Source organism: Streptomyces sp. bgisy027 (assembly GCF_057710365.1).
This window is the reverse complement of the sequence record NZ_JBYIVZ010000048.1, coordinates 1-23556: the sequence shown is the minus strand read 5'-3', so window position 1 is coordinate 23556 and position 23556 is coordinate 1. Positions and strand designations below refer to the sequence as shown.

Below are 23556 nucleotides of genomic sequence, written 5' to 3'. Positions count from 1 at the left end.
GAGGGTCAGCCGATCTGCGCGTTCTTGGAGACAGTGGTCTGGTCGATGTCGGAGGTCCGCACGGTCACGGAGACCTTCCACTGACCGGCCATGGGGATCTGCACCCCGCTCGCCGACCAGTGTCCGGTAGTGATGTGGTCCGGGACGACCGGCAGCGGCCCGATGTCCTGGGACTCCAGCGTGAAGGCGACCTTCACCTCGGGGATGTCGAAGACACGGCCATTGGGGCGCTGCACGTACACATGCATCTCGTTGCCGCCCACGCGCGCGGGGTCGAGGTCGACCCGTACGACGCCCTTGCCGTCCTCGCCGCCGGTGTCGAAGGACATGTCAAGGGTCAGCGCCCCCGCCGACGACGCGTCCGCCGCCGAGGCCGAGGCGGCGGCCCTGGCCTCCTCCTCCGTACGCCCCGGCTCGGTCGACGTCAGCATGGTGGTGACGGCGAGCAGGACGACGGCGACCCCCGCCTCGGCGAGCACCGATCGGCGCAGTCCGAACCGGTTCGGGTCGGCGTCGCGCCGCTCCTTGCGCCGTGCCGTATCGATCGCGGCCTGCTGCCGGGCGAGCTGGGCGGCCCGCTCGGAGTCGCCGTCCGCCTTGCCGGACCCGGCGGCGCCCTTCTTGCCGGAGACCGCCGCGTCCTTCCCGGCAGAGGTGGAGCCGGAGCCCGAACCCGACGCGCCCGCACGCGCGGGCTCCTTCTCGTCGGCGTCCGCGACCGGGTCCGACTCCTCCCGCGGCGTCATCACGACGCCCTCGGCCAGCCGCCCGGTCCAACGCCGCGAGACCCACGCGATCCCCACCAGCACGGCCACGAGCCCGATCTTGACCAGCAGCAGCTGCCCGTACCGCGTGTCGGTGAACGCCGTCCATGAACCGAGCTGCCGCCACGACTGGTAGATCCCGGTAGCGACCAGGGCGAGCACGCTGCCGAACGCCAGACGCGAGAACCGGCGTACGGCCGACGCGTCGAGCGGAGTGTCCGCAGGCGCCCGGTAGAGGGCGACGAGCAGCGCGGCCAGCCCGCCGAGCCAGCCCGCGACGGCCAGCAGATGGATGATGTCGACCGGCATCGCGACGCCGGCCTGGAGCCCGGCCGAGGCGTGCTCGGACATCGCCCAGCTCGCCGCGAGCCCCGCCGACACCACGACCCCGCCGATGGCGAGCCCGAAGGTCAGGTCCTGCTTCTCCTCGTCCTCGCGCTTCTCGTACGCCCCGAACAGCACCGCGATGAACAGCGCCGCCGCGGCGAGCAGCAGCAGCCGGGACACCAGTGCCGCACCGGTCTTGGTCTGGAGCACCTGCCCGAGCAGGTCCAGGTCGAAGACGTCACCGACCTTGCCGGTGCCGGTGTAGGAGCCGCGCAGGAGCAGCAGCCCGAGCGTGGCGGCGGTCAGCGCCAGCCAGCCGGCGACGGTGAGCCGCTGAAGCGCCCGCACGCCCGCCCCGCGCTGCCAGCAGGCGAGCACGAAGGCGGCGCCGCCGACCATCACGATGAAGCCGGCGTACGACACATACCGTCCGAAGCCGTAGAGCGTGCCGACGACCCCGCCGCCCGCGGTCTGCCCGGAGACGGAGACGGTGGTCTGGGAGGGCGCGCCGACGGAGAAGGTGTAGGCGCCGGCGACGGGATGGCTGTCCTCGGACACCACCTGGTAGGTGACGGTGTACGTGCCGTCGGGCAGGCCGCCGTGGAGCTGCACGGCGTACGTCGTGCCGGTGACGTTGGCCGGGTCGCCGCGGTCGACGCGCTTGCCCTTGGGGTCGAGCACCCGCAGGGAGTCGTCGGACAGGGCGACCTTCTCGGAGAAGGTCAGTGACACCTGCGTCGGGGCCTTGTCGACCACCGCGCCCTGCTGCGGGGCGCTGCCGGTCACCGCGGCGTGTGCGGAGACCGGCCCGGCACCGGCGAGGAGCAGGCCGGTGGCGGCCAGGAGCAGCAGCACCAGGGTCCGGACGCGGGGTGCGATGGTCTGGGTCAAGGCGATCTCTCCCTCAGTGTCCGGTCTTCGGGTCGTACGTCGCCGGCTTCACCGGCATCTTCACCGTGACGGTGCCGGACTCGGCGAAGTGCAGCTTCACGGTCACCGTCTCGCCCTGCATCGGCTTTCGCTTCAGCTTCTCGAACATCAGATGGTTGCCGCCGCTCTTGAACACGAGTTGACCGTGCGCGGGGACGGGCAGGTCCTTGGCCTCCTGCATCGCGGAGTCGACGGTCTTGTGGGCGGTGACGTCGCCGACGTCGCTGGTCACGGACGTCAACTCGTCCTTCGTACCGCCCTTGTTGGTGACCGTCAGATAGCCGGCCGCCATGGACTCGGAGACGGGCTGCGGCATGTAGGCGCCGCTGACGGACACGTCGGCCTTGGAGTTCTCCGAGCCGCAGCCCGCAAGGGTCAGGGCTCCGGTCAGTACGACGGCCACCGGGGCGAACCGCCTCACGGCTTCTCCCCCTTGATCAGTTTGGGGAGGTCCTTGGTGTAGTCGTCGACGCTCGCGTCCTCGGTGTAGAGGACGTATCCGGCGTCGGTCTTCGGCGAGAACGCCACGACCTGGGTGCCGTGGGTGGAGACCGTCTTGCCGTTCTTGTCCTTGTGCGGCGGCTCGATGGTGATGCCGAGGGTGCGGGCGCCGGCCTGGATGGTGGCGAAGGAGCCGGTCAGGCCCACGACCTGCGAGTCGATGCCCTTGAGCCACTTGCCGAGCGCGGGAGCGGTGTCGCGCTGCGGGTCGGTGGTGACGAACACGACGGTCAGCTCGTCCTGCTCGGCCTTGGGCAGCTGCTTCTTGGCCACGGCGATGTTGTTCATCGTCAGCGGGCAGACGTCGGGGCAGTTGGTGTAGCCGAAGTAGATCAGCGTCGGCTTGCCCTGGGTCTCCTTGCGGAGGTCGTACTTCTTGCCGTTCGTGTCGGTGAGGACCAGGTCCGGCTTCTCGAACGGCTTGTCGAGCACGATGGCCGCCTTGTCCGAGCCGGGTTCCTCGGAGACCACGGTCACGGGCGAGGCGTTGTCGTCACCGTTGCCGCAGGCGGTCAGGGTCAGAGTCGCGGCGGCGAGCAGGGCGGCCGCGGCGAAGGTCTTCTTACGCATGCCAGATCTTCTTACGCATAGAAAAAATGTCCTAGTCGTTCAGGTCGGCCCGTGGGCGGGGGCTCCGGCGCGCACCCGGGGTGCCCGGTGCGCGCCGTGAGCCCGCGGGGCCGTCAGGCGTCGGTGCGCCGACGGCCGGCGAGCACGCCGTACGCCACGCCCAGCGCGCCGACGACGATGCCGACGACACCCAGGACGCGGGCGGTGGTGTCACTGCTGTCGGCGGGCCCGGCGGCCTCGGTCTTCGCGGCGGCGGCCTCGGCGTCGTCGGAGTCGGAGGCCTTGTCGGCGGCGGAGGAGCCGTGGTGGCCTTCCTCGGCGGCGGACAGCGTGAGCACCGGAGCCGGGTTCTCGGGCTCGTCCTGGCCCTCCTGCGGGACCTCGATCCAGCGCACGACCTCCTTGTTGGAGTACGTCTGGATCGCCTTGAAGGCGAGTTCGTCGGTGTCCTCGGGGAGCTGGCCGATGGAGACCGGGAACTTCTGGAAGTAGCCCGGCTCGACGCCCTTGCCCTCGGCGGTCCAGGTGATCTTGGAGACCGCCTCGGAGATCTTCTCGCCGTGCAGCTCGATCGGCTTGTCGAGCTTTGACTTGGTGACCTCGATCTTCCAGCCGTCCATGGCTTCCGGCATCGCGGAGGCCAGCGGGTGGTCGGTCGGGAAGCTGACCTCGAGCTTGGTGGTCGAGGCGTTGTCGCGCTCGTTGGGCACCTTGAAGTCGACGACCGCGTAACCGCCCTTGGCGGCGGTGCCCTCGGGCTGCACGCTGACGTGGGCGAAAGCGGGCCCGGACAGGGCGAGTACGGCCGTGCCGGCGAGGGCGCCGACGGCGGCGATACGAGAGGCCTTCATGCGAAGCACTCCACTGTGAGTGAGATTCGGGTTCCGGTGGTGAAGAGGAGTACGCGCGCGTGGAGGTGCCCGGTCAGCGGGAAAGCCGGGAAGTCCGGCGGGAGGAGATCCCTGGACCGGGGAACTCGCGCATGCACGCGTGCCGCACGACGGCGGCCTCTCAGCCCACGGAGGTGGAGCGGATCCACGGAGGTGGAGCGAAGGTCGCGTCGTGTCAGGCGGCGAGGGCGAGCACGTCGGCCGGCGGGCCGCGCCTGATCACCGTGTGCTGGAGAGCGGCGGTGCGTGGTGCGTGGTGCGCGGGGGACTCGGTGCGCAGGAAGCGCGGGCCCGCCTCGGGGGCGCCCGGGAGCCCGGCACGCAGGGCGCGCACCAGAGCGAGCGCTCCGCGCAGGGAACGTATGAAAGCCCCCTCGGCGACCGAGTGCGCCGACAGCGCGGACATCTCGACTATCCGCAGCAGGGCCAGGTCCCCGCGCCGCAGCAGCCATCCGGCGGCGAACGCCGCGAGCACGTGGGCGAGCACCATCGGAAGGGACGGCAGCAGGGAAGTGCCGAAGCCGGTGCCGCCGGCCGTGGACATGGCGTCCGCCGACGGGTGCGAGGCATGCGCCCCCGTGGCCGGGCCGATCCGCGCGTCGGTGAGGATGCGCTCGGCCTGGGCGGGGCTGATGGCCGCCGCGGCGGTGCCGCACACGAGCCGCGCGGCCCGCGCGACGAGGGCGGCGTCCGACACGGAGCCGGACCCGGGGGCCGCCGACGACGCGGTCGCCGTCACATGCTGACCCAGTCCGAACAGGGTGTGCAGCACGGTCTGGCCGATCGCGAGCAGCGCCGCGATGCCGGGCAGCGAGCGCTCGCGCCCCGCGAACGGCAGGGCCACGACCAGGACTCCGAGGAACCCGGCGCCCAGCGTCCACATCGGAACGGTGGCGCAGGAGCCGAGTACGTGCCCGACCCCGGCCAGCACGACGCAGACCGCGGCGAACACCGCGGCCCGCAGGACCCGGAGATCACTTCCGGACCGCGCCGTGCGCGGGTGGGGGGCAGTCATGGCGGGCTCATCATCGCACTGGCCCCAAGACCGCCATACGGCAGGTCCGCAAGATGAGGTACGGGTGGTTGGGGATGAACGAGAAGTACGGGGTATACGGCACCGTAGAAACCGGAAGATCACCTTCTGGTGTGGGCCGCCACCACATACACCGATTCCGGCGTGGGCGCATCGACCATATGGGCGGCATCACGTCAAGGATGTGCTTACAGCCGGGAACTCGCGGCAATACGTAACGGTATGTCGAGCCGCGGCCAGGAGGCTGGAGCATGAGCATCTGGTGGTCACTCCATCTGCGCCGTGAAGCCGCGAGCGTTCCCCTCGCCCGGCGGCTGCTGCTCGGCACCATGGAGACGGCGGGCGTGGACCCCGACATCTCGTACGACCTCTCCGTCGCCCTCAGCGAGGCCTGCGCCAACGCCGTCGAGCACGGAGGCGGCGTCACGACCGACGGCTCCCCGCAGGCGTACCGCGTCACGGCCTATCTGGACGGCGAGAAGTGCCACATCGAGGTCACCGACTCGGGCCCCGGATTCACCGCGCCCCCTCGCGCCCCGCGCCTGGCGTCCTTCGACGCCGAGGACGGCAGGGGCCTGTGTCTCATCAACGAGCTCGCCGACCACGTCCAGATCGGCAACAAGCCGGACCGGGGCGGCGCGGTGGTGAGCTTCGACAAGATCCTCAAGTGGCGCAAGGACGCTCCGCTGATGGCGGTGTAGCGCCGGCGCGAGAGGTCCGGCGCGCCCCGCATCCTCGGCACTCACAGCCGTCGCACAGCGCCGCCCCACGCCCTTGACGGGTGGCGTCCCTAATTTCCGTGCCATGACGGGAAACCACAAGGACAGGTCGATCACCCGGCGCCGCGCCCTCGCGGTGACCGGGGGCACGGTCGCGGCGGGCGGTCTCGCGGTCGCCGGCTACCAGGCTGCCTTCGCCGACTCCGCCACGACCACGGCCGAAGAGACGACGACGGCTTCGGCGAGCGCCTCGGAGAGCTCCGGCTGCATGACGCTGATGTCGAGCGTCACCGAGGGCCCGTACTACCTCGACGGCGCCCTGGTGCGGAAGGACATCACCGAGGGCAAGAGCGGCGTCCCGCTGACGCTGCGGCTCACCGTCGTGGACGCCACCGACGGCTGCACCCCGGTCAAGGGCGCCGCCGTCGAGATCTGGCACTGCGACGCCTGGGGCTACTACTCCGGCTACACCACGGCCAACCCCGGCGGCTCCGCGCCCGCCGAGAGCGAGGACGGCTCGGCCGCCGACGACGACACGTACCTGCGCGGCTATCAGATCGCGGGCGCCAACGGGGTCGTCAAGTTCGAGACCATCTTCCCCGGTTGGTACACCCCGCGCACCTGCCACATCCACCTCAAGGTGCACACCGGCGGCCAGAAGGAGGACGGCACCTACGAGGGCGGCAAGGTCAACCACACCGGCCAGCTGTTCTTCGACGACAGGATCGCCGAGGAGATCTTCACCCTGGAGCCGTACGCGAAGCACTCCGGCAGCTACACCACCCTCGACGACGACATGGTCTACGACGGCGGCGGCGCCTCCAGCGGCCTGCTGACCCTTGAGGCCGTGCACAAGAAGGACCCGTCCAAGGGCTACAAGGGCTTCCTGACCGTCGCCGTCGACCCCGACGCCGAGAACACCGGCGCGGGCAGCGGCGGCGGTGGCGGCACGCCGCCCGGCGACGCACCGAGCGGCGCTCCGGGCGACGCCCCGTCGGCCTCGGCGTCCTCCTAGGGGGTACGGCCATGAGCAGCCGCGAGGACGAGGCGCTGGCGCGGGCGGCCGTGACCGCGCTGACCGGACAGCTGGCCCTGGCCCCCAAGCCGGGCCTGCCCGACCCGCGCGACCTCGGCGCCCGCGTCAGCCGCACGGACCACGGCATGCTGCGCTGGTCGGCCAGGGCGCTCGCGCCGGGCCTCGCCGCGATGGCCGCGGCCGCCCGGCGCACCGGCGGGCCGACCCCCGCGCTCCGCACCGAACTCGGCGCCATCGGCAGGTGCACCGAGCACTCGGTGCGCCTCGCGGGCGGCGGTCACCGGGGCGCGCTGTGGGCGCTCGGCCTGCTGGTCGCCGCGGCCGCCCTGGATCCCCGGGCCGGGGCGCGGGACGTCGCCGCGACCGCCAAGCGCCTCGCCGCGCACACCGACAGGCGCGCCCCGCGCAGGCCCTCCCGGGGCTCCTCGGTGTCCGCGAAGTACGGTGCCGCCGGGGCCCGGGGCGAGGCACGGGCCGGATTCCCGCACGTGCGGCGGGCGTTGGACACCCTCACCGGGGCCCGCGCCGCCGGCGCCACCGAGGAACAGGCACGCCTGGACGCCCTGCTCACGGTGATGTCCACCCTCCAGGACACCGAACTCCTCTACACGGCGGGCCCCATGGGGCTGCGCCACGTCCAGGCGGGCGCCCGCACGGTCCTGGAGTCGGGCGGCACGGCGACCGAGGCGGGCGCGCAGGCCCTGGCGTCACTCGACGCCGACCTGCACGCACGCGCGTGGAGCCCACGGGGCAGCGCGGGGCTATTGGCGGGGGCGCTGTTCCTGGACTCGATACCGGTACTGGTCCCCGCCGCCTAGCGGCAACGCCTCAAGGGGCGCGGGGCGGTCTCCATCTGCGGCTCTGCCGCGTGGGCGCGACAGGCCCCCACGACCCGCAGACCGCAACGATGGCCGGACACCCTGCCGGTGTCCGGCCGTCAATCCGACGTCAGCCCTTCAAGGAGGCCATCCAGCTCTCCACCTCACCCGACCGCCGAGGCAGCGCAGCGCTCAGGTTCCGGTTGCCGTCCTCGGTCACCAGGATGTCGTCCTCGATCCGCACCCCGATGCCCCGGTATTCCTCCGGCACCGTCAGGTCGTCGGCCTGGAAGTACAGCCCCGGCTCGACGGTCAGCACCATGCCGGCCTCCAGCGTGCCGTCGACGTAGGACTCCACGCGCGCGGCGGCGCAGTCGTGGACGTCCATGCCGAGCATGTGCCCGGTGCCGTGCAGCGTCCAGCGCCGCTGGAGACCGAGCTCCAGCACCCGCTGCACCGGCCCCTCGACGAGCCCCCACTCGACCAGCTTCTCGGCGAGCACGCGCTGCGAGGCGTCGTGGAAGTCCCGGTACTTCGCGCCCGGCTGCACGGCCGCGATCCCGGCCTCCTGGGCCTCGTACACGGCGTCGTAGATCTTCTTCTGGATCTCGCTGTAGCGGCCGTTGATCGGCAGCGTGCGCGTGACGTCGGCGGTGTAGTACGTGTGCGTCTCGACGCCCGCGTCGAGCAGCAGCAGGTCACCGGAGCGCACGGGCCCGTCGTTGCGCACCCAGTGCAGCGTGCAGGCGTGCGGGCCGGCGGCGCAGATGGAGCCGTAGCCGACGTCGTTGCCCTCGACGCGCGCGCGGAGGAAGAAGGTGCCCTCGATGTAGCGCTCGGAGGTGGCCTCGGCCTTGTCGAGGACCTTCACCACGTCCTCGAAGCCGCGGACCGTGGAGTCGACGGCCTTCTGGAGCTCGCCGATCTCGAACTCGTCCTTGACCAGCCGCGCCTCGGAGAGGAAGACGCGCAGCTCGGCGTCCCGCTCGGCGGTGACCTTGTCGGTCAGCGCGGCCTCGATTTCGGCGTCGTAGCCGCGTACGACCCGGACCGGGCCGGTGGCCTCGCGCAGGCTGCCGGCGAGCTCGCGCACGTCGGAGGCCGGGATGCCGTACAGCTTCTCGGCCTCGGTCAGCGAGTGCCGGCGGCCGACCCACAGCTCGCCCTGGCCGGAGAGCCAGAACTCGCCGTTCTCCCGGTCGGAGCGGGGCAGGAGGTAGATCGTCGCCTCGTGGCGGTCCGCGACGGGCTCCAGGACGAGCACCCCGTCCTCGGTCTGGTTGCCGGTGAGGTACGCGTACTCGACCGACGCCCGGAAGGCGTACTCGGTGTCGTTCGAGCGCGTCTTCAGGTTGCCCGCGGGAATCACCAGGCGCTCGCCCGGGAACCGTGCCGACAGCGCGGCGCGGCGGGCGGCGGTCTCGGCGGCCTGGGCGATCGGCTCCAGGTCATGGAGCTCCGTGTCGGCCCAGCCGGACTTCATGTTCTCGGCGAGCTCGTCGGACACGCCCGGGTACAGGCCGTTCTTGCGCTGCTTGATCGGCTCCTCAGACTCAGTCTCCGGGCCCGCCGCGGTAGCGGCAATGGACTCATCCGGGGTGAGCTCGTCGGCCACGGTCATCCTCCTCGATACGGCACTGGACCCCATCCATCGTACGGTCGTACGGGACGGAGCCCAGGGTCGCGGGACGGCATGCCCGCCGGTGTTATGGCGCGGACCACGTGCCTGTTATGGCTGACCACGCCCCTGTCACGGCCGGACGGCCGCGGCGTACAGGAGCCGCTACTCGAAGCGTGCGGCGAGCAGGACGACGTCCTCGTCGCTGTCCGCCAGGTCCGCCCCGTCCGGCAGCACGGTCCGCAGGACGTGGTCGACCACGGCGTCCGGATCGTGCCGGATCGCCCGCGGTACGCCGGCCGCCGCCGCGTGCAGCCGCGCGAAGGCGCGGTCGGTGGCGTCGCCGGTGCGGTGCAGCAGCCCGTCGGTGTACAGCAGAACCGTCTCTCCGGCTTCAGCGGTGATCTCGACGCTCGGCGCCTCCCAGCAGGCCAGCATGCCCAGCGGGGCGGAGACGGAGGTCTCCACGAACTCCGTGCGCCGGTCGCCGATCAGCAGCGGCGGGGTGTGCCCGGCGCCGGCGAGCGTGATCTTGCGCAGGGCGGGCTCGCAGTAGGCGAACAGCGCGGTGGCGGAGCGGGCCGGCTCGGTGAGCCGCAGCAGCAGCTCCAGGTCGGACAGGACCGCGACCGGGTCCTCGCCCTCCATCACGGCGTACGCCCGCAGGCTGGCCCTGAGCCGGCCCATCGCGGCGACCGCGCTGGGGCCGGACCCCGTCACCGAGCCGACCGCGAGGCCGAGCGCGGCGTCCGGCAGCGGCAGCGCGTCGTACCAGTCGCCGCCCCCGCGAGGGCCGGTGCGGTGCCGGGCGGCGAGCTGGACGCCGGACATGCGCGGCAGCCGGGAGGGCAGCAGTTCCTCGGCCATGGTCCGCATGCACGCGCGCGTGCGCTCGACTTCGAGAAGCCGGGCCAGATGCTCGGTGGCGCAGCGGGTGTACAGGCCGATGAGGTGGCGCTGGCGCTCGGACGGCTCGGCGGGCTCGTCGTACAGCCAGACGGCGGCGCCGAGACCTCCGGCGCCGTCCGTGGACAGCGGCAGGGCGTAACTGGCGGCGAAGCCGAGGCGGGCCGCCACCTCGCGGTGCCGGGGATCGAGGCCGTCCTCGGAGAGCAGGTCGGGCTGGGCGATCTCACCGTCCCCGCCGGGCAGCCCGTCGAGGATCCTGCCGTACGACATCGCGCTGCGCGGCACCGTCTCGATGTGCCCGAGGTCGGCGCGGGCGAGGCCGAGGCCGATGGTCGTGTCGGGGCCCAGTCCGTCCGCGGGCTCCAGGACGACGAGCCCGCGCCGGGCGCCGACGAGGGCGGAGCCGGCGCGCAGCAGTTCCTCCAGGGCGTCGGCGAGGGTGGCCGTGCGGGCCAGGCGTTCGGTCAGTTCGTGGAGGGTCGTGAGGTCCGAGACCCAGCCGGCCAGGCGGTCCTGGAGCAGGGCGCCGGGTGCGCTCGGCGGGGTGACCGCTGAGGCCCCCGAGGTCGCGGGCGCGGGCGCGACAGTGTGTGCGGGCGATGGAACCGTCGAATCGATTCCGGCCACTTTCGGAGGGTGAGGAGCGTTCATGGCGTCCGGCTTTCCGACCGGTGCGTATTGCTCAAAAGCATCGCAAACCCCCATGTCATTCTGCGCCGCTAGCAGTGTCTCCACATGTACACGCACTCGTAAGGGGATGTCCAGCATTGTCCTGCTGGGATTCCTGGTGTCCGGGGGCAACCAGAGCACTCCTCGTAGACCTCTTGCGCAAAGACAAAGTTGGCTTAAAACTGCCTCAGGGAACGGGCTATTGGGGTCGACTGGTTTCGCTCCACGGAGCGTCACAGCGGTCGTGATGGGTACGTACTCGGTGAAGGCCAGGGGTGGTTGACGACCACCCGGAACCTGGTGACGGACCCGGGCGTCTTAGCCACTGACGATCGTGCCCCATCCTCCCGTGGCGGAGGCGAAGAGAAATACGCGCGACGGCAAAACGCCAGACTTCGCCACCCCACGCCACGCCCATGCTTTTGGTAGACGCAGTATGGACGAGGCTGCCGCGGAAGCAGCCAACGCTCGGCCCATAGGGGTTTCCCTTGCTCGCGGCAAGGGTGTGATGCGCCAACAGGTACGCACAGTGAAGTGATCGACACATGGTGTGATGTGGTCCACGGTGTTGCCAGCGGTGCAACGGAAAGGAACGAGCGCTCATGCGCGAGATCCTCGGAAGGCGACGCAGGCTCCTGCGCGGTGACGGGAAGTCTGAGCTGATCAGCGCGGCCCTGACCTTCGCGACGGAATGGCAGTGGCCCGTACTCCCGGGAGTGACGACGCACCCGCAGGGACATTCCCGCTGCGGCTGCCCCGACCCCGACTGCACGGTCCCCGGTGCCCACCCCTTCGACCCCGGTCTCCTCGCGGCGACCACCGACGCGCGCATGGTGCGCTGGTGGTGGGGCAACCGGCCCGCGGCGCCGATCATCCTCGCCACCGGAGGCAAGGCACCCTGCGCGGTCAGCCTCCCCGCCCTGCCGGCCGCGCACGCGCTGACCGCACTCGACCGCATGGGCATGCGCCTCGGCCCGGTCGTCGCCTCACCCGCACGCTGGGCGATCCTGGTCAAGCCGTACTCCATGGAGCAGCTGGGCGAACTGCTCTACGCCAAGGACTTCGTCCCCGGCTCACTGCGCTTCCACGGCGAGGGCGGCTATCTCGCACTGCCCCCCTCCGAGACGGGTCAGGGCCCGATCAGCTGGCAGCGCGCCCCGCTGCCCGGCTCGGCCTCCCCGTGGGTGCCCGATGTGGAGGCCGTCGTCGACGCCGTGGTCGAGGCCCTCACTCGTACGGGTGTGAGCGCCCCCGAGTTGTAGGGGTGTCCGGCGCGCGCGGAACGGCGCACGCCCGTGCGGTCGTTATCTTCCGGATATGCCGCGTCATTCCAGGGGAAACAGGGCACCGTCGTCACATCGCCGCGGGCCGAACCAGCGAAGAGTCCGACTGATCGCCCTCGCGTCCGTCGCGGCGGCCGCGATCGCGCTGCCGCTCGCCTGGGCCGCCGCCGGTCAGGTCGCCGAGGCGGGCCGCGCCGCCGTGGGCGCGCCCGAGCGCGACACCGTACGGTCCTCCCCGCCCGCCCCGAAGGACGGCGCCGGACGTGCGCATCCGAACGGCGACGCCAAAGCGCCCTCGGCCACGCCCACCGACTCCCCGGTACTGCTGGACCTCGGCCTCTCGACGGCCGTGCGCTGCGGTCCCGAACTCACCTCGCCCGAGGGCGTCGAGGCGCAGACCTGTGTCCTCACCCAGGGCGAGGACACCTGGGCGCGCACCTACTTCCGCAACGCCACCGGCGGCGCGCTGGACTCCGTACTGAGCCTCATGGGGCCCGGGGGGCGCACGATGCAGATGCGCTGCGAGGTGAGCGCCGAGGACGAACCGAGGACGTGCGAGACGCCACGGCAGCGCACGCGCGCGGGACTGGACGCCTACACGGCGGTCACGGAATTCGCCGAGCGGGCCGGTGGAGGTGCGCTGCTGCTTCGTTCCGCCAGCAACTCCGCACCCGGCAAATCCGGGGCGCCCACGGACGGTTGACGGTCGGCGTCATTCCGTAAAGGGCCGCGGACATGGAAAGACCCGGTTGCTGGCGACGGGGGATGCACCAGCAACCGGGCTAATGGAACGGTAACAAGAGATCGGCGGTTCGCAAATTCGATCCGGGCTTTCAAGTCACGGATTCCCTTGCTCCGCAGGGGAGTTGTGATCCGATTCACCCCTCCCGTGCGGCCCGGTCCGGCTGAACGGCCGTTCAGCCGGACCCGATCTTCGCCACGTGTGTCAGCTGAGCGTGACCTGCCGGTTGGTCAGACCGCCCCGCGCGCGACGCTCGTCCGGCGTGAGCGGCGCGTCCGTGGCCAGGGCCGCGGCGAGGCGCTCGGTGAACTCGGCCGCCGGCTTCTCCACGTCCTCGGCGCCGACGCCGCTCGGCAGGTCCCAGACCGGCACGGTCAGGCCGTGAGCACGGAAGGAACCCACCAGCCGGGTGCCCTCGCCGAGGTTCGACCGGCCCGCCGCGTGCAGCCGCGCGAGGGCGTCCAGAAGCTGCTCCTCGGGGTGCGGCATGACCCAGCGCAGGTGGTTCTTGTCCGGCGTCTCGCACCAGTAGGCGGCGTCCACACCGGTGAGCTTCACGGTCGGGATGGCCGCGGCGTTCGCCCGCTCCAGGGAGGCGGCCACCTCCGGAGTGGCGTTCTCCGCGTCCGGGACCCAGAACTCGAAGCCCGAGTGCACAACTGGCTCGAACGCGCCTTCGGGGTCGAGCAGATCCTGGAGCCGGGGACCGTCCGCCGGGGCGCGGCGGCCCTGGACCGGGGTGCCGGGCTGGGCGGCGAGAGCCTGCTGGAGGGTGTCGGCGAGGTCGCGGCTGATGTCGCCCGACGCCGTGTCGTTCTGAAGGCCGAGCAGCACCGAGCCGTCGTCGCGGCGCAGGGCCGGCCAGGCCATCGGCAGCACCGTGGCCAGGGTGACGGACGGGACGCCTTCCGGCAGGCCGCCCTTCAGGGGCAGTTCGACGGTGGCGGCCGGCACCAGCTCGCGCAGGGCCACCCAGTCGCACTCGCCGGGGAGTCCCTCGAAGGGGCGCTGCACCAGCTCGGTCACCGCGTGCGCGGCGGCCCGGCCGTGACAGGCCTTGTAACGCCGGCCGCTGCCGCAGGGGCAGGGCTCGCGCGCGCCGACCACCGGGATCTCTGCGTCGCTGAGCTGCGGGCGCTTGGCCTTGGTCTGGACTCGCTTCTTGGCCATCGTGGGTGTCTCCCGGTTACGGCTCGTCTGGTACGGGCGCGAGCCTAGCCGTTCACGCCATGGCCGACGGGAGGCTGTGGACAACGCAGCGGGTCGTGCCGGGAGTCTGTGGACAAAGCGCCGTCGCCGCGCGCCGGGAGCGTGGCCGGAACGCCCCGTCGTCAGCCGAGCTCGTCGAAGGCCTCCGCGAAGCCGAGGCCGGGTATCGCACGTACCGGCGGGGCCGCGACGCGCGTAGCGAAGTCGTCCCGGCGGTGCCCGGTATCGGGATCGTGCACGCCGTCGTGGACCACGACCCAGACCGTGACCTCGCCCCGGGCGTCGTCGCGGACACCCCAGTCGTCGGCGAGGGCGGTGATGATGTTCAGCCCGCGGCCGCCGTGTGCGGTGACCGAGGGCGTGGCCGGAGCGGGGCGAGTGGGTCCGCCGCCGTCCGTCACCTCCACTGTGAGCCTGCCGCCGGAGTCCACACGCCATGCGGCCCGGACATCGCCATCCCCGGACAGTGCGTCACCGAGCGGTCGGCCGTGCTTGCACGCGTTGCTCAAGAGTTCGGAAAGAATGAGTACGGCATCGTCGATGACCGATTCCGCGACCCCGCCCGTACGCAACTGATTGCGCATCCGGTGTCTCGCTTCCCCCACGCCCGCCGGACCATGGGGTACGGCCATGCTCGACGACGTGGGCACCTCCTGTGCCACCACCAACGCCACCCCCGAGACCTCCTTTGCCCCACGCCACGGTGTGGATGCCCCATTGGCCTGTACCGGAAACCGGCCAATCGACGTCCGGCGACGCATTCAGAACGATCGAATACGGACCGAACGCGCCGGAGCACTCCCTGTAATCGGGATGGCTGGAATTCTTCGGTGTGGCTTGGAGTGGAGGATGGGGTTGGAGGGGTGGCGGGGTCAAGAGGTTGTACAGGGATTGAAGGGGATATAGGGGTTTCCCGGTGCCGTGACACCGTTCCGCGTGCCCGCGCGGGTCAGCGGCCGAGCTGGCGCAGCACCGCGCGGGGGCGGTTGGTGATGATGGCGTCGACCCCGAGCTCGACACAGAGGTCGACGTCCTCGGGCTCGTTCACGGTCCAGACGTGCACCTGGTGGCCGGCCTGCTTCAGGCGCTCCACGTAGGCCGGGTGGCTGCGCACGATCCGGATCGAGGGTCCGGCGATGTCGACCCCCGCGGGCAGCCGCCCGTCGCGCAGCCTCGGCGAGACGAACTGCATCAGGGAGACCGTCGGCAGGTGCGGGGAGGCGGCACGCACGCGATGCAGCGAGCGCGCCGAGAAGCTCATGATCCGCACCGGGGACTCGGCCGCCGAGAGCGGAGCATCGAGGCCGAAACGCTTCAGCAGAAGCAGCAGCCGCTCCTCGACCTGCCCTGCCCACCGCGTCGGATGCTTGGTCTCGATCGCCATCTCCACGCGCCGGCCCGCGTCGGCGACGAGCTCCAGCAGTCGCTCCAGGGTCAGTACGGAGGTGTCCTCGGGGTCCTCGGGCCGGAACTCCCAGTCGGGCTCCTCGGCTCGGTTCTTCCAGGAGTCCCGGTTCTTGCGCGACCCGAAGTCGAGGGCGGCGAGCTCGGCGAGCTCCAGCGCCGAGACCGCGCCGCGGCCGTTGGACGTACGGTTGACGCGGCGGTCGTGCACACAGACGAGATGGCCGTCCGCGGTGAGGCGTACGTCGCACTCGAGGGCGTCCGCACCGTCCTCGATCGCCTTCTTGTACGCGGCCAGGGTGTGCTCGGGAGCGTCCTCGGAGGCTCCGCGATGGGCGACGACTTGGATCTGGTGCTGCCGTGCGTGGGTCACCGCGTCATGGTGCCACCGCACCGGGGTAGTCGTGCGACCGGAGCAGTTTCCGGAGCGCTGGGATTGCGCCCGTTTAGTCGCTGATGACCTATATAAAGAGTGGCCGCGGACGCACAGGCACCGCTTATGGTGCTCTGACGGCCCGTGGGAAAAGCTGACCGCATACAAAAAGACATGCACAGCTGAAGCGCACCGGCCATGAACAAGCGTGAACGGGCGTGACCGAGTGCGACCGACAACACCAGCCGTGGATCTATAGGAGAGAAGCTGTGAGCACCGAGAACGAGGGCGCCGCGGTCCCCCCGGCCCCGTCCGCACCCCCCGTGCCGGCGGATGCTCCTGCTGCTCCGGCATCCCAGGAGCACCCGGCTCCGCGCGCCGACGCCGAGCCCACGGCTCCGCTCCCGCCCGTGCCGAACACCACCCCTGCGAGCTCGAACGGCACACAGCCGTACGGCTCGGATCCGTACGCCGCGCAGGCCGCCGCCAACGGGGCGCAGCCGCCGGCCGACGGATCCCAGTCGCCGGCCACCCCTTACGGGGGTGCCTCCCAGGGATCGGCGCCCGACGCCTCCTGGCCGCCCCCGCCGCCGCCCGGCACGTCGCCGTACGGTGCCGGTGGTGCCGGTGGTGCCGGTGGTGAGGGTGGTGCGAGCGGTGCCGGTGGTGCCGGTGGGGGCTCCGCCTGGGGTGCCACCTACCAGCAACCGGCGCCGAAGCGCGGACGTGGTGGTCTGCTCACCGCGGTCCTCATCGCCGCGCTGGTCGCGGGCGGTCTGGGCGGCGGCCTCGGCTACACCCTGGCCAAGAACGACGACAACACCTCCTCGACCACCGTCTCGGCCTCCGACAGCGGCGGCTCGGTCAAGCGTGACCCGGGCACCGTCGCGGGCGTGGCCGCCAAGGCGCTGCCCAGCACCGTCACCATCCAGGCCGAGAGCAGCGCCGGCGAGGGCGGCACCGGCACCGGCTTCGTCTTCGACACCGAGGGCCACATCGTCACCAACAACCACGTGGTGGCCGACGCGGTCGACGGCGGCAAGCTCACGGCGACGTTCCCGAACGGCAAGAGGTACGACGCCGAGGTCGTCGGCCACGCCCAGGGCTACGACGTGGCCGTCATCAAGCTCAAGAGCGCCCCGTCGGACCTCAAGCCGCTCACGCTCGGCAACTCCGACAAGGTCGCCGTCGGCGACTCGACGATCGCCATCGGCGCCCCCTTCGGCCTGTCCAACACGGTCACCACGGGCATCATCAGCGCCAAGAACCGCCCGGTGGCCTCCAGCGACGGCACCGGCAGCAACGCTTCCTACATGAGCGCCCTGCAGACGGACGCCTCGATCAACCCCGGCAACTCCGGCGGCCCGCTGCTGGACGCGCAGGGCAACGTCATCGGCATCAACTCCGCGATCCAGTCCGCCGCCAACGGCATGGGCGGCACCAGCCAGTCCGGCTCGATCGGCCTCGGCTTCGCGATCCCGATCAACCAGGCCAAGTACGTCGCCCAGCAGCTGATCAAGACGGGCAAGCCGGTGTACGCCAAGATCGGTGCCTCCGTCTCCCTGGAGGACACCGGCGACGGCGCCAAGATCACCGAGCAGGGCGCCAGCGGCTCGGACGCGGTCGAGGCGGGCGGCCCCGCCGCCAAGGCGGGTCTCAAGCCGGGCGACGTCATCACCAAGCTCGACGACTCGGTGATCGACTCCGGCCCCACCCTGATCGGCGAGATCTGGACCCACCAGCCCGGCGACAAGGTCACGATCACCTACGAGCGTGACGGCAAGACCCACACCGTCGACCTGACCCTGGGCTCGCGCACCGGCGACAGCTGACGGTCTGCGGCCGGGCGCGCCTGAGCTGACGCGACGACGACGCGCGCGTGGGCTGACGCGACGGGCACGCGCGCGTGGGCGGGCTTTCGACGAGAGCCGCGCCCGCGAGCGGGTCCCGGATACGCGGGTGCTAGGTGCTAGGTGCTAGGTGCTGGCGTCGGGTGCCGCGTGGCGGGTGGCGGGTGCCGCATGCCGCGTGGCGGGTGGCGCGTGCCGCGTGGCGGGTGGCGCGTGCCGCGTGGCGGGTGCCAGGGGCGGGTGCCGCGTGCCCTGGGCGCGTGCCGTGCCCGCGCATGTGCTGACCATGTCCATGCACCCTTATGGACTATCGTGCGTTCTCGACCTGGACCGTTCGCTAGTGGGAAGCAGTGCGCGAACGGGAGACGGATGAGGGGGCGGTCTCGCGGTGTCCGATCTTGGGCGGCTCGTCGCCGACCGGTATCTGCTGGTGGAGCGGGTGGGCAGCGGCGGTATGGGCACCGTGTGGCGGGCCGAGGACCGGCTGCTGGGCCGTCATGTCGCCGTGAAGAAGCTGCACATCCCACCGCACCTTCAGGACGACGAGGTGCGGACCCTCTACGAGCGCACCCGCCGCGAGGCCCGCAGCGCCGCCCGGATCGCCCACCCCAACGTGATCGTGGTGCACGACGTGCTCGACGACGAGGGTCTGCCGTGCATCGTCATGGAGTACATACCCTCGCTCACCCTCAGCGACGTCCTGAAGCAGCGCGGCCCCCTGCCGCCCGCCGAGGCGGCCCGGATCGGCCGCGCCATGGCCTCCGCCCTGCGTGCCGCCCATGAGGCCGGTGTCCTGCACCGGGACGTCAAACCCGGCAACGTCCTCCTCGGCGACGGCGGACGCATCGTCCTCACCGACTTCGGCATCGCCATGGAGTCCGGGACGTCCTCGCTGACCAAGCCGGGCGAACTGATCGGCTCCATCCGCTACCTGGCGCCCGAACGGCTCAGGGGCGCGCACCCCGAGACGGGCCCCGCCAGCGACCTCTGGGCCCTCGGCGCAACCCTCTACCAGGCGGTCGAGGGACGGGACCCCTTCCGCCGGGCCACCGCGATCGAGACCGCGTACGCCATCGCCACCGACCCCTACGATCCTCCGCGCGGCGCCGGTGAGCTGGCCCCGGTGATCGAGGGGCTGCTGGTCAAGGAGCCGGGGCGGCGGATGGATGTGCATGAGGTCGAGCGGCGCCTGGCGGACGTGACCGACGGGCGGGTGGGCGGCGTCGAGTCGGCGGGGCGGGGGGAGCCGGCCGGTCGGCAGGACGGGGTGGGTCGGAGCGAGGGGGCGGGTCGGCGCGAGGGGGCCGATGAGCCGACGTTCCGTGAGCGCACTCGCACCGAGCCGACGCAGCACATGACAGGCGGCGCAGACGCTGCATCCACCGATCGGCCGGTTCGAACGGAGCGAACCGGCGAGTCGGACAGGGGCAAGCGTCGTCGCATCGTGCTGTGGTCGGTCCTGGCGGTGACGCTCGTCGTGTGTCTGGCGGGCGGGACGCTGTGGTGGCTGAAGGGCAAAGGCGCCGAAGGTTCCTCCGACCACGGCTCCGGCGCCGACAGGCCCACTTCGTCGGCGAGCGCACCGAGTTCGGGCCCCACCACACCCCCGCCGGTGCCCACCGGCTACCACCTGGAGGACGTGGGCAGCGGCCTGTCCGTGCCCGTGCCGGACGGCTGGGTGCCCAAGACGCTGCCCGGCGGCGAGCTCGCGTACCTCGACCCGACCGGCCTGGTGGGGCTCCGGGTCAACGTCGTCGAGTTCGCGGGCACCGATCCCGTCCAGCACTGGCGGGAGACGGAGGAGGAGCAGACCCGTCGCGACAACCCCGGCTACGAGCGGGTGCGGATGGCGTCGACGACCTTCCGCGGGCGGCCGGCCGGGTACTGGGAGTTCACCTTCGACGGCACGGCGCGCAAGTTCCGGGCGGCGGAACTGGCCTTCGCGAGCGACGACGGCACGCAGTACGTGATCTACCTGTCCGCGCCGAACGCACAGTGGCACGAGTACCGGCCGGTCTTCGAGAACGCGACGAACGGCGCCCGCGTGAGCCCGGAAAAGCCCTGACACGGCGTCGAGCGGCCGGCCCGGTCCCGGCCGGCTTCAGTGCGCCTCTCTGCACCCCTGCCCCGACCGCTCCACGACCCCGCCCACCGCACCCTCACGGACCACGCACCCCGCGCACCGCACAAGGCCGGTACTCTGTACCCGCTCCGCCCCCGGCGGGCCGGAGCACAGGTGGGTTGCCCGAGCGGCCTAAGGGAACGGTCTTGAAAAACGTGAGGCCGCCAAAGCGTTCTCGTGGGCCAGGATCCCGCCCGATCCGCAGGTCAAAAACACGCTGGTCAGAAGAGGCGGCTTTCACTGAGCGGCCCCCTTCCGCGTGGGACTGTCTCACCTCGATCCCGCACTGTCGCGGTGTAGATCAGTGCGTGTGGACCAGGCGTGGACCACGATCCACCATGGCGTGCCATGGGGATCAGGGCGTGACGGTGTCTGCTACTGCGGCCTCAGCGAAGGTGCTGTAGTCGGTAGTCCTGCTGATCAGGACTAGTTCCATGTCGCCAGCGGTGAAACGATCAGTGTAGTAGCGGCCGGCAAGCGCCCGAGGGGTCCTGCCTGCCAGACTCAACCGACAGGCACCGGTGTGTCGAGGACTGCGCTGCTGGTGGGCAACCTGGGGGATGTTCTCGTAGAGAAAGTGCAGTTCAGAGACACCTGATCCGTCGGTCTTGTCGATGGTCGCGTTGCTGGAGCGGGAACCGCTCTCTGCAGTGCGCAGGGTGGCGTGCAGGCTCCAGTAGGACTGCTCAACAGTGACATAGGCCCGGATGGGGCCCCGGTTGCCGCCGTCGGGGATGTGGCTTTCGGCGCTTGGGGTGAGCGTCGTGCGCCAAGTGCCATCGAGGCGCGGATGCCCGGTGGCCCTGTGGATACCGGGCCAACGCCAGGCCCACTTGTCGAAGACCAGAACCAGGTAGCCCAGGACCGCAGGTACGTAAGCGAAGGCGTACTTCAGGTCTTGGTCAGGGCGTAGGCCCAGTAGATAGAGCAGGACGCAGTAGACGGTGGAGGCAGCTGTTGCGCCCCCGCGTATGAACCCGGCTGGTGAAGTCATCGACGGTCAACCGTAGTTGAGGTAGTGCCATGCCGCAGTGAGGAGTCGACGGCCGTCGTCCGTCTTCCATTTCTGGCCGCTCTGGAAGAGCTTCTTGATCTCGTTCGGTTCGACCAGCGCGTCCGGGTTTCCCCACCAGAAGCTGAATTGTTGGCGCAGGTGGGCCAGGGCTCCCTCGAAGGCTGTGTCGAGGGAACCACGTGTGAGTACCGAGTCCGGGACGTTGTAGATCAAACACTCTATGAAGTAGGACGGGAGGTCCTCGATCTTGCCGAGCCGCACCAGATCGTTCTCGATCGCCTTCAGTGCGCGGACAGCGAACTTGTAACGGTGACCAGTGCGCTTGTTCTTCTCTCTACCGTTGATCAGCTGCTGGTGGGACCAGTTGACGATGTGGTTGCCGTCTCTCGTGAAGACGACTGTGCCCTGGGCTGCGGGATGGCCCCAGCCGGCCTGGCGAACGTACGTGAAGCACGGGACCACGTCTGTGCTGGGACGGCTGCCGGGAACATCCGGCACATAGAAGGCGACGTTGTGTGTTGCGTCCACAGCGCTGGAGACCCCCTTCAGCGCTACCGCAAGCTCCTGCCGGAATGCTTCAGGAGTCCAGGGACCCTTGTAACTGTTGGGGGGCAGCGCCAGCTCCCAAAAGCCCATCCCGCTCGCTGAGGAGCCCTGGTAGGCGCGCTGGGTGAACTCCACTTTGATGTCGACGTCGCTGTCGCTACTCACGTTCGTGTTGTTCGCCCAGGAGCCCTTCGCCTCGACGTTAAGCCCGAGGCCAGCGAACTGGGGATGTTGACGCACCGCGCGGGTGACCATGCGAAGTGCGCGCTCGAGGCGCTGCTCCTCCGTCACGCTCGGCGGGTTCTTCCAACGCGCTAGCTTGGCGATTCGTTCCTCAGGCGAGAGTTGCATGTCCCCCTCCTCCAGTACTGGGAGTTGGACCTGGCGCACATAAGCTTCCTGGCCCGCGCGCAGGCTACGCCCAAGGACTGACAATCGGGCCGAGATGGGCAACAAGCGCCCCGTGGGGCGTGGGCCCTCCCTGATCCTGTCTCGGCCCAGATCCCTCGCGGGCAGCACGACGTCAAGCGTCGTTGTTGCTCGATGTAGGTGCGGCACTCAGGCATGTTGCGACCGCCTAGTTCTTGCAGATCGGCGGAGAATTCCTCCTGCAAGAGACACACTCTCGAACGTGACGGGCCTGCTAGTTGCTGCGGCGCAGCAGCAGAGCAATGGGTCTCTTCCTGCGGCTGCTGTCGTGGCGGCGTGCGCCCTGACTTTTCCGTAGCGTCCTTCTGGTGGCTTAAGAAGCCGTCTCTCAACCGATCTTGGACCATGCAGATCGAACGGAGTTCCTGGTCGGGTGATCTTCCGACGGTAGGCGCATGAAGGCGGGGCCTCCTGTAGCTCGGGGGTGCGATCCCATTCCGAGCGGTTCCCGGAGGCCCTGTTGTCGTTTTTGTATGCGTCCATGCCCCGCCCCCTTCAACTCGCCTGCACGGTCGTGTGATTGCCTCGCGCGCGTGTACGGCAACGCGGCCGATCATCCCGATCGGGTGCGCCGGTATCCGTCGGGCATGACGGACGCGGAGTGGGCGGCCATCCGGCCAATGCTGCCGGTGCCGGCCTGGCTTCAGGGACGAGGCGGGCAGTGAAGCGGTGGGCAATTCTCAAATGTCCTGGGAGGCGGTCGTTCTCCCGCGGGGCAGCACCGCGGTCATCGCGGAGCCCAACGACCAGATCGCCAACCGGTAGCGGCGCGGCCGTTTCGGTGGAAAGCCACCGAACTACGACCGCGCCGCATTCCGCGACCGCAATCAGGTCGAGCGTGTTTTCAGCAGGCGCAGGCATGGGCGAGGATTGGCGACCCGCTTCGACAAGCTGGGCAGCCACTTCCAGGCCACACCCGACGTGGTCGAGACCCCGGACTGGCTGCGCGCGATCCCCGACGGCCAGTCTTGACATGGCAGGACCTGGCGGAGCGGCGCCGAGTGGTTGGCACGGCGGCAGGCCGGTCGTTTACGGGGTCAGGTTGGCGGCCTGGAACGCAGCTTCTGCCTGGTTGCGCTGGTTGAGCGCGCCGTAGTAGTTGGGGTGGACGAAGGTGCATGCCTCGCCCTTGGGGAGCCCCGCGGGTACCAGTTCGCGGGCCGGGCACTGGTACTGCGCCGGGTCGGCGGGCTTGTCCACGCCGGGCGGCATGACCAGATTCGAGAAGACGCCGTACATCCAGCGGTTGGAGCCGGTGGCGCAGACGCCGTGCCCTTCACTCGATGTGTAGGTGTCGACGTACGTGGCCTGGTTGTCGCCGGCCGTATCTGAGATCCGTTGGTTCAGCTGCTGCTGCAGGGAGTTGAGGTACGGTGCGTCGTTGGTCAGCCGGACCGTGCCGAGCTGGTGGAAGTTGCCGTACGAGCAGCCGTACACGGAAGGCGCGATGGCGGGGTACCCGAGCAGGAACACCTTCGCCTCAGGAGCCCGGGAATGGATGTCCGCCACAGTGGCCTGCAGGCCATCCTCGAGGATCTGCCAGCGCTCGTTGAGCCAGTGCTGCCCTTCCTCGGACTCGTAGTAGGTCTTGCAGTACTTGACAGGCAGCGTCTGCTCGGCACCGACAGCGAGGCAGTTGTTCAGGATTTCCCCGAAGCCGAAGTCGTTGCCGCCGATGCCGACAGTGACGATGTCGGTATTGGCGTCGACCGCGTCGATCTGCGGCGGCTTGGTGACCCAGCCGCCATGGTCTTTGCCGTCGATAGGTGGGCCGAAGAGCAGGTCAGCCGGCTGGGGCC

At 70.5% G+C, this 23556-nt stretch carries 20 protein-coding genes; 7 read left to right on the top strand and 13 right to left on the bottom strand.

The window, feature by feature from the left end; genetic code table 11:
• Positions 1-5: 5 nt before the first annotated feature.
• The 5 genes from AC3ETA_RS36550 to AC3ETA_RS36530 form a co-directional block, all read right to left on the bottom strand.
• The gene (locus tag AC3ETA_RS36550; protein WP_432197193.1) at positions 6-1982 is read right to left on the bottom strand and encodes a copper resistance CopC/CopD family protein; all 1977 of its coding nucleotides are present in this window, start codon (positions 1980-1982) and stop codon (positions 6-8) included.
• Positions 1983-1995: 13 nt separating this feature from the next.
• Positions 1996-2442 carry a copper chaperone PCu(A)C gene (locus AC3ETA_RS36545; RefSeq protein WP_432197192.1) on the bottom strand — a complete coding sequence of 149 codons (447 nt, stop codon included), beginning with the start codon at positions 2440-2442 and terminating at the stop codon, positions 1996-1998.
• Entirely contained in the window at positions 2439-3092 is a 654-nt protein-coding gene (locus tag AC3ETA_RS36540) for an SCO family protein (RefSeq protein WP_432197191.1), read from the bottom strand. Before AC3ETA_RS36540 ends, AC3ETA_RS36545 begins: the two co-directional genes overlap by 4 nt.
• A 113-nt stretch (positions 3093-3205) precedes the next feature.
• Positions 3206-3943, bottom strand: a complete 738-nt coding sequence (locus AC3ETA_RS36535; RefSeq protein WP_432197190.1) for a YcnI family copper-binding membrane protein — start codon at positions 3941-3943, stop codon at positions 3206-3208.
• A 214-nt stretch (positions 3944-4157) separates the two neighbouring features.
• Positions 4158-4997 (bottom strand): hypothetical protein, encoded by an 840-nt coding sequence (locus AC3ETA_RS36530; protein ID WP_432197189.1) that lies wholly within the window; start codon positions 4995-4997, stop codon positions 4158-4160.
• Between the two features lie 269 nt (positions 4998-5266).
• Between AC3ETA_RS36530 and AC3ETA_RS36525 the strand changes: the two genes are divergently transcribed.
• From AC3ETA_RS36525 to AC3ETA_RS36515, 3 genes are all read left to right on the top strand, one after another.
• A complete protein-coding gene (locus AC3ETA_RS36525; protein ID WP_432197188.1) occupies positions 5267-5716 on the top strand; it encodes an ATP-binding protein in 450 nt (149 codons plus the stop codon).
• A 103-nt stretch (positions 5717-5819) separates the two neighbouring features.
• Positions 5820-6749 (top strand): intradiol ring-cleavage dioxygenase, encoded by a 930-nt coding sequence (locus AC3ETA_RS36520; RefSeq protein ID WP_432197187.1) that lies wholly within the window; start codon positions 5820-5822, stop codon positions 6747-6749.
• A gap of 11 nt (positions 6750-6760) precedes the next feature.
• Positions 6761-7588 (top strand): triphosphoribosyl-dephospho-CoA synthase, encoded by an 828-nt coding sequence (locus AC3ETA_RS36515; RefSeq protein ID WP_432197186.1) that lies wholly within the window; start codon positions 6761-6763, stop codon positions 7586-7588.
• Between the two features lie 130 nt (positions 7589-7718).
• On the opposite strand, the gene AC3ETA_RS36510 is transcribed toward AC3ETA_RS36515, so the two are convergent.
• Complete coding sequence (locus AC3ETA_RS36510) at positions 7719-9203, bottom strand: aminopeptidase P family protein (RefSeq protein WP_432197185.1); 1485 nt, start codon at positions 9201-9203, stop codon at positions 7719-7721.
• 168 nt (positions 9204-9371) lie between these two features.
• Positions 9372-10883: a PP2C family protein-serine/threonine phosphatase gene (locus AC3ETA_RS36505; protein WP_432197184.1), complete on the bottom strand. Its 1512-nt coding sequence runs from the start codon at positions 10881-10883 to the stop codon at positions 9372-9374.
• Between the two features lie 503 nt (positions 10884-11386).
• Between AC3ETA_RS36505 and AC3ETA_RS36500 the strand changes: the two genes are divergently transcribed.
• Both AC3ETA_RS36500 and AC3ETA_RS36495 read left to right on the top strand, forming a co-directional pair.
• Entirely contained in the window at positions 11387-12046 is a 660-nt protein-coding gene (locus AC3ETA_RS36500; RefSeq protein WP_432197183.1) for a bifunctional DNA primase/polymerase, read from the top strand.
• Positions 12047-12101: 55 nt separating this feature from the next.
• Positions 12102-12770 carry a hypothetical protein gene (locus tag AC3ETA_RS36495; protein WP_432197182.1) on the top strand — a complete coding sequence of 223 codons (669 nt, stop codon included), beginning with the start codon at positions 12102-12104 and terminating at the stop codon, positions 12768-12770.
• Between the two features lie 243 nt (positions 12771-13013).
• Here AC3ETA_RS36495 and AC3ETA_RS36490 read toward each other — a convergent pair whose 3' ends face one another.
• The 3 genes from AC3ETA_RS36490 to AC3ETA_RS36480 form a co-directional block, all read right to left on the bottom strand.
• Positions 13014-13979, bottom strand: coding sequence for a DUF5926 family protein (locus tag AC3ETA_RS36490; protein WP_432197181.1), 966 nt, complete (start codon positions 13977-13979; stop codon positions 13014-13016).
• A gap of 161 nt (positions 13980-14140) precedes the next feature.
• A complete protein-coding gene (locus AC3ETA_RS36485; RefSeq protein WP_432197180.1) occupies positions 14141-14779 on the bottom strand; it encodes an ATP-binding protein in 639 nt (212 codons plus the stop codon).
• A 188-nt stretch (positions 14780-14967) separates the two neighbouring features.
• The gene (locus AC3ETA_RS36480) at positions 14968-15795 is read right to left on the bottom strand and encodes a glycerophosphodiester phosphodiesterase (RefSeq protein ID WP_432197179.1); all 828 of its coding nucleotides are present in this window, start codon (positions 15793-15795) and stop codon (positions 14968-14970) included.
• A 269-nt stretch (positions 15796-16064) separates the two neighbouring features.
• Between AC3ETA_RS36480 and AC3ETA_RS36475 the strand changes: the two genes are divergently transcribed.
• Both AC3ETA_RS36475 and AC3ETA_RS36470 read left to right on the top strand, forming a co-directional pair.
• A complete protein-coding gene (locus tag AC3ETA_RS36475) occupies positions 16065-17627 on the top strand; it encodes a S1C family serine protease (RefSeq protein ID WP_432197178.1) in 1563 nt (520 codons plus the stop codon).
• Between the two features lie 406 nt (positions 17628-18033).
• Positions 18034-19710 (top strand): serine/threonine-protein kinase, encoded by a 1677-nt coding sequence (locus tag AC3ETA_RS36470; protein ID WP_432197177.1) that lies wholly within the window; start codon positions 18034-18036, stop codon positions 19708-19710.
• Positions 19711-20122: 412 nt separating this feature from the next.
• Here AC3ETA_RS36470 and AC3ETA_RS36465 read toward each other — a convergent pair whose 3' ends face one another.
• From AC3ETA_RS36465 to AC3ETA_RS36455, 3 genes are all read right to left on the bottom strand, one after another.
• Positions 20123-20761, bottom strand: a complete 639-nt coding sequence (locus tag AC3ETA_RS36465; RefSeq protein WP_432197176.1) for a Cap15 family cyclic dinucleotide receptor domain-containing protein — start codon at positions 20759-20761, stop codon at positions 20123-20125.
• A gap of 6 nt (positions 20762-20767) precedes the next feature.
• Entirely contained in the window at positions 20768-21679 is a 912-nt protein-coding gene (locus AC3ETA_RS36460; RefSeq protein WP_432197175.1) for a nucleotidyltransferase-like protein, read from the bottom strand.
• A gap of 1107 nt (positions 21680-22786) precedes the next feature.
• Positions 22787-23556: SGNH/GDSL hydrolase family protein (locus AC3ETA_RS36455; protein WP_432197174.1), on the bottom strand; the 770-nt coding region annotated here is incomplete at its 5' end.

Bases quoted from the DNA above. Each gene is read 5' to 3' on its own strand.
- AC3ETA_RS36540 (WP_432197191.1), bottom strand. From the start codon at position 3,092: ATGCGTAAGAAGACCTTCGCCGCGGCCGCCCTGCTCGCCGCCGCGACT.
- AC3ETA_RS36535 (WP_432197190.1), bottom strand. From the start codon at position 3,943: ATGAAGGCCTCTCGTATCGCCGCCGTCGGCGCCCTCGCCGGCACGGCC.
- AC3ETA_RS36530 (WP_432197189.1), bottom strand. From the start codon at position 4,997: ATGACTGCCCCCCACCCGCGCACGGCGCGGTCCGGAAGTGATCTCCGG.
- AC3ETA_RS36525 (WP_432197188.1), top strand. From the start codon at position 5,267: ATGAGCATCTGGTGGTCACTCCATCTGCGCCGTGAAGCCGCGAGCGTT.
- AC3ETA_RS36520 (WP_432197187.1), top strand. From the start codon at position 5,820: ATGACGGGAAACCACAAGGACAGGTCGATCACCCGGCGCCGCGCCCTC.
- AC3ETA_RS36515 (WP_432197186.1), top strand. From the start codon at position 6,761: ATGAGCAGCCGCGAGGACGAGGCGCTGGCGCGGGCGGCCGTGACCGCG.
- AC3ETA_RS36505 (WP_432197184.1), bottom strand. From the start codon at position 10,883: ATGCTGGACATCCCCTTACGAGTGCGTGTACATGTGGAGACACTGCTA.
- AC3ETA_RS36500 (WP_432197183.1), top strand. From the start codon at position 11,387: ATGCGCGAGATCCTCGGAAGGCGACGCAGGCTCCTGCGCGGTGACGGG.
- AC3ETA_RS36495 (WP_432197182.1), top strand. From the start codon at position 12,102: ATGCCGCGTCATTCCAGGGGAAACAGGGCACCGTCGTCACATCGCCGC.
- AC3ETA_RS36490 (WP_432197181.1), bottom strand. From the start codon at position 13,979: ATGGCCAAGAAGCGAGTCCAGACCAAGGCCAAGCGCCCGCAGCTCAGC.
- AC3ETA_RS36485 (WP_432197180.1), bottom strand. From the start codon at position 14,779: ATGCGTCGCCGGACGTCGATTGGCCGGTTTCCGGTACAGGCCAATGGG.
- AC3ETA_RS36465 (WP_432197176.1), bottom strand. From the start codon at position 20,761: ATGACTTCACCAGCCGGGTTCATACGCGGGGGCGCAACAGCTGCCTCC.
- AC3ETA_RS36460 (WP_432197175.1), bottom strand. From the start codon at position 21,679: ATGCAACTCTCGCCTGAGGAACGAATCGCCAAGCTAGCGCGTTGGAAG.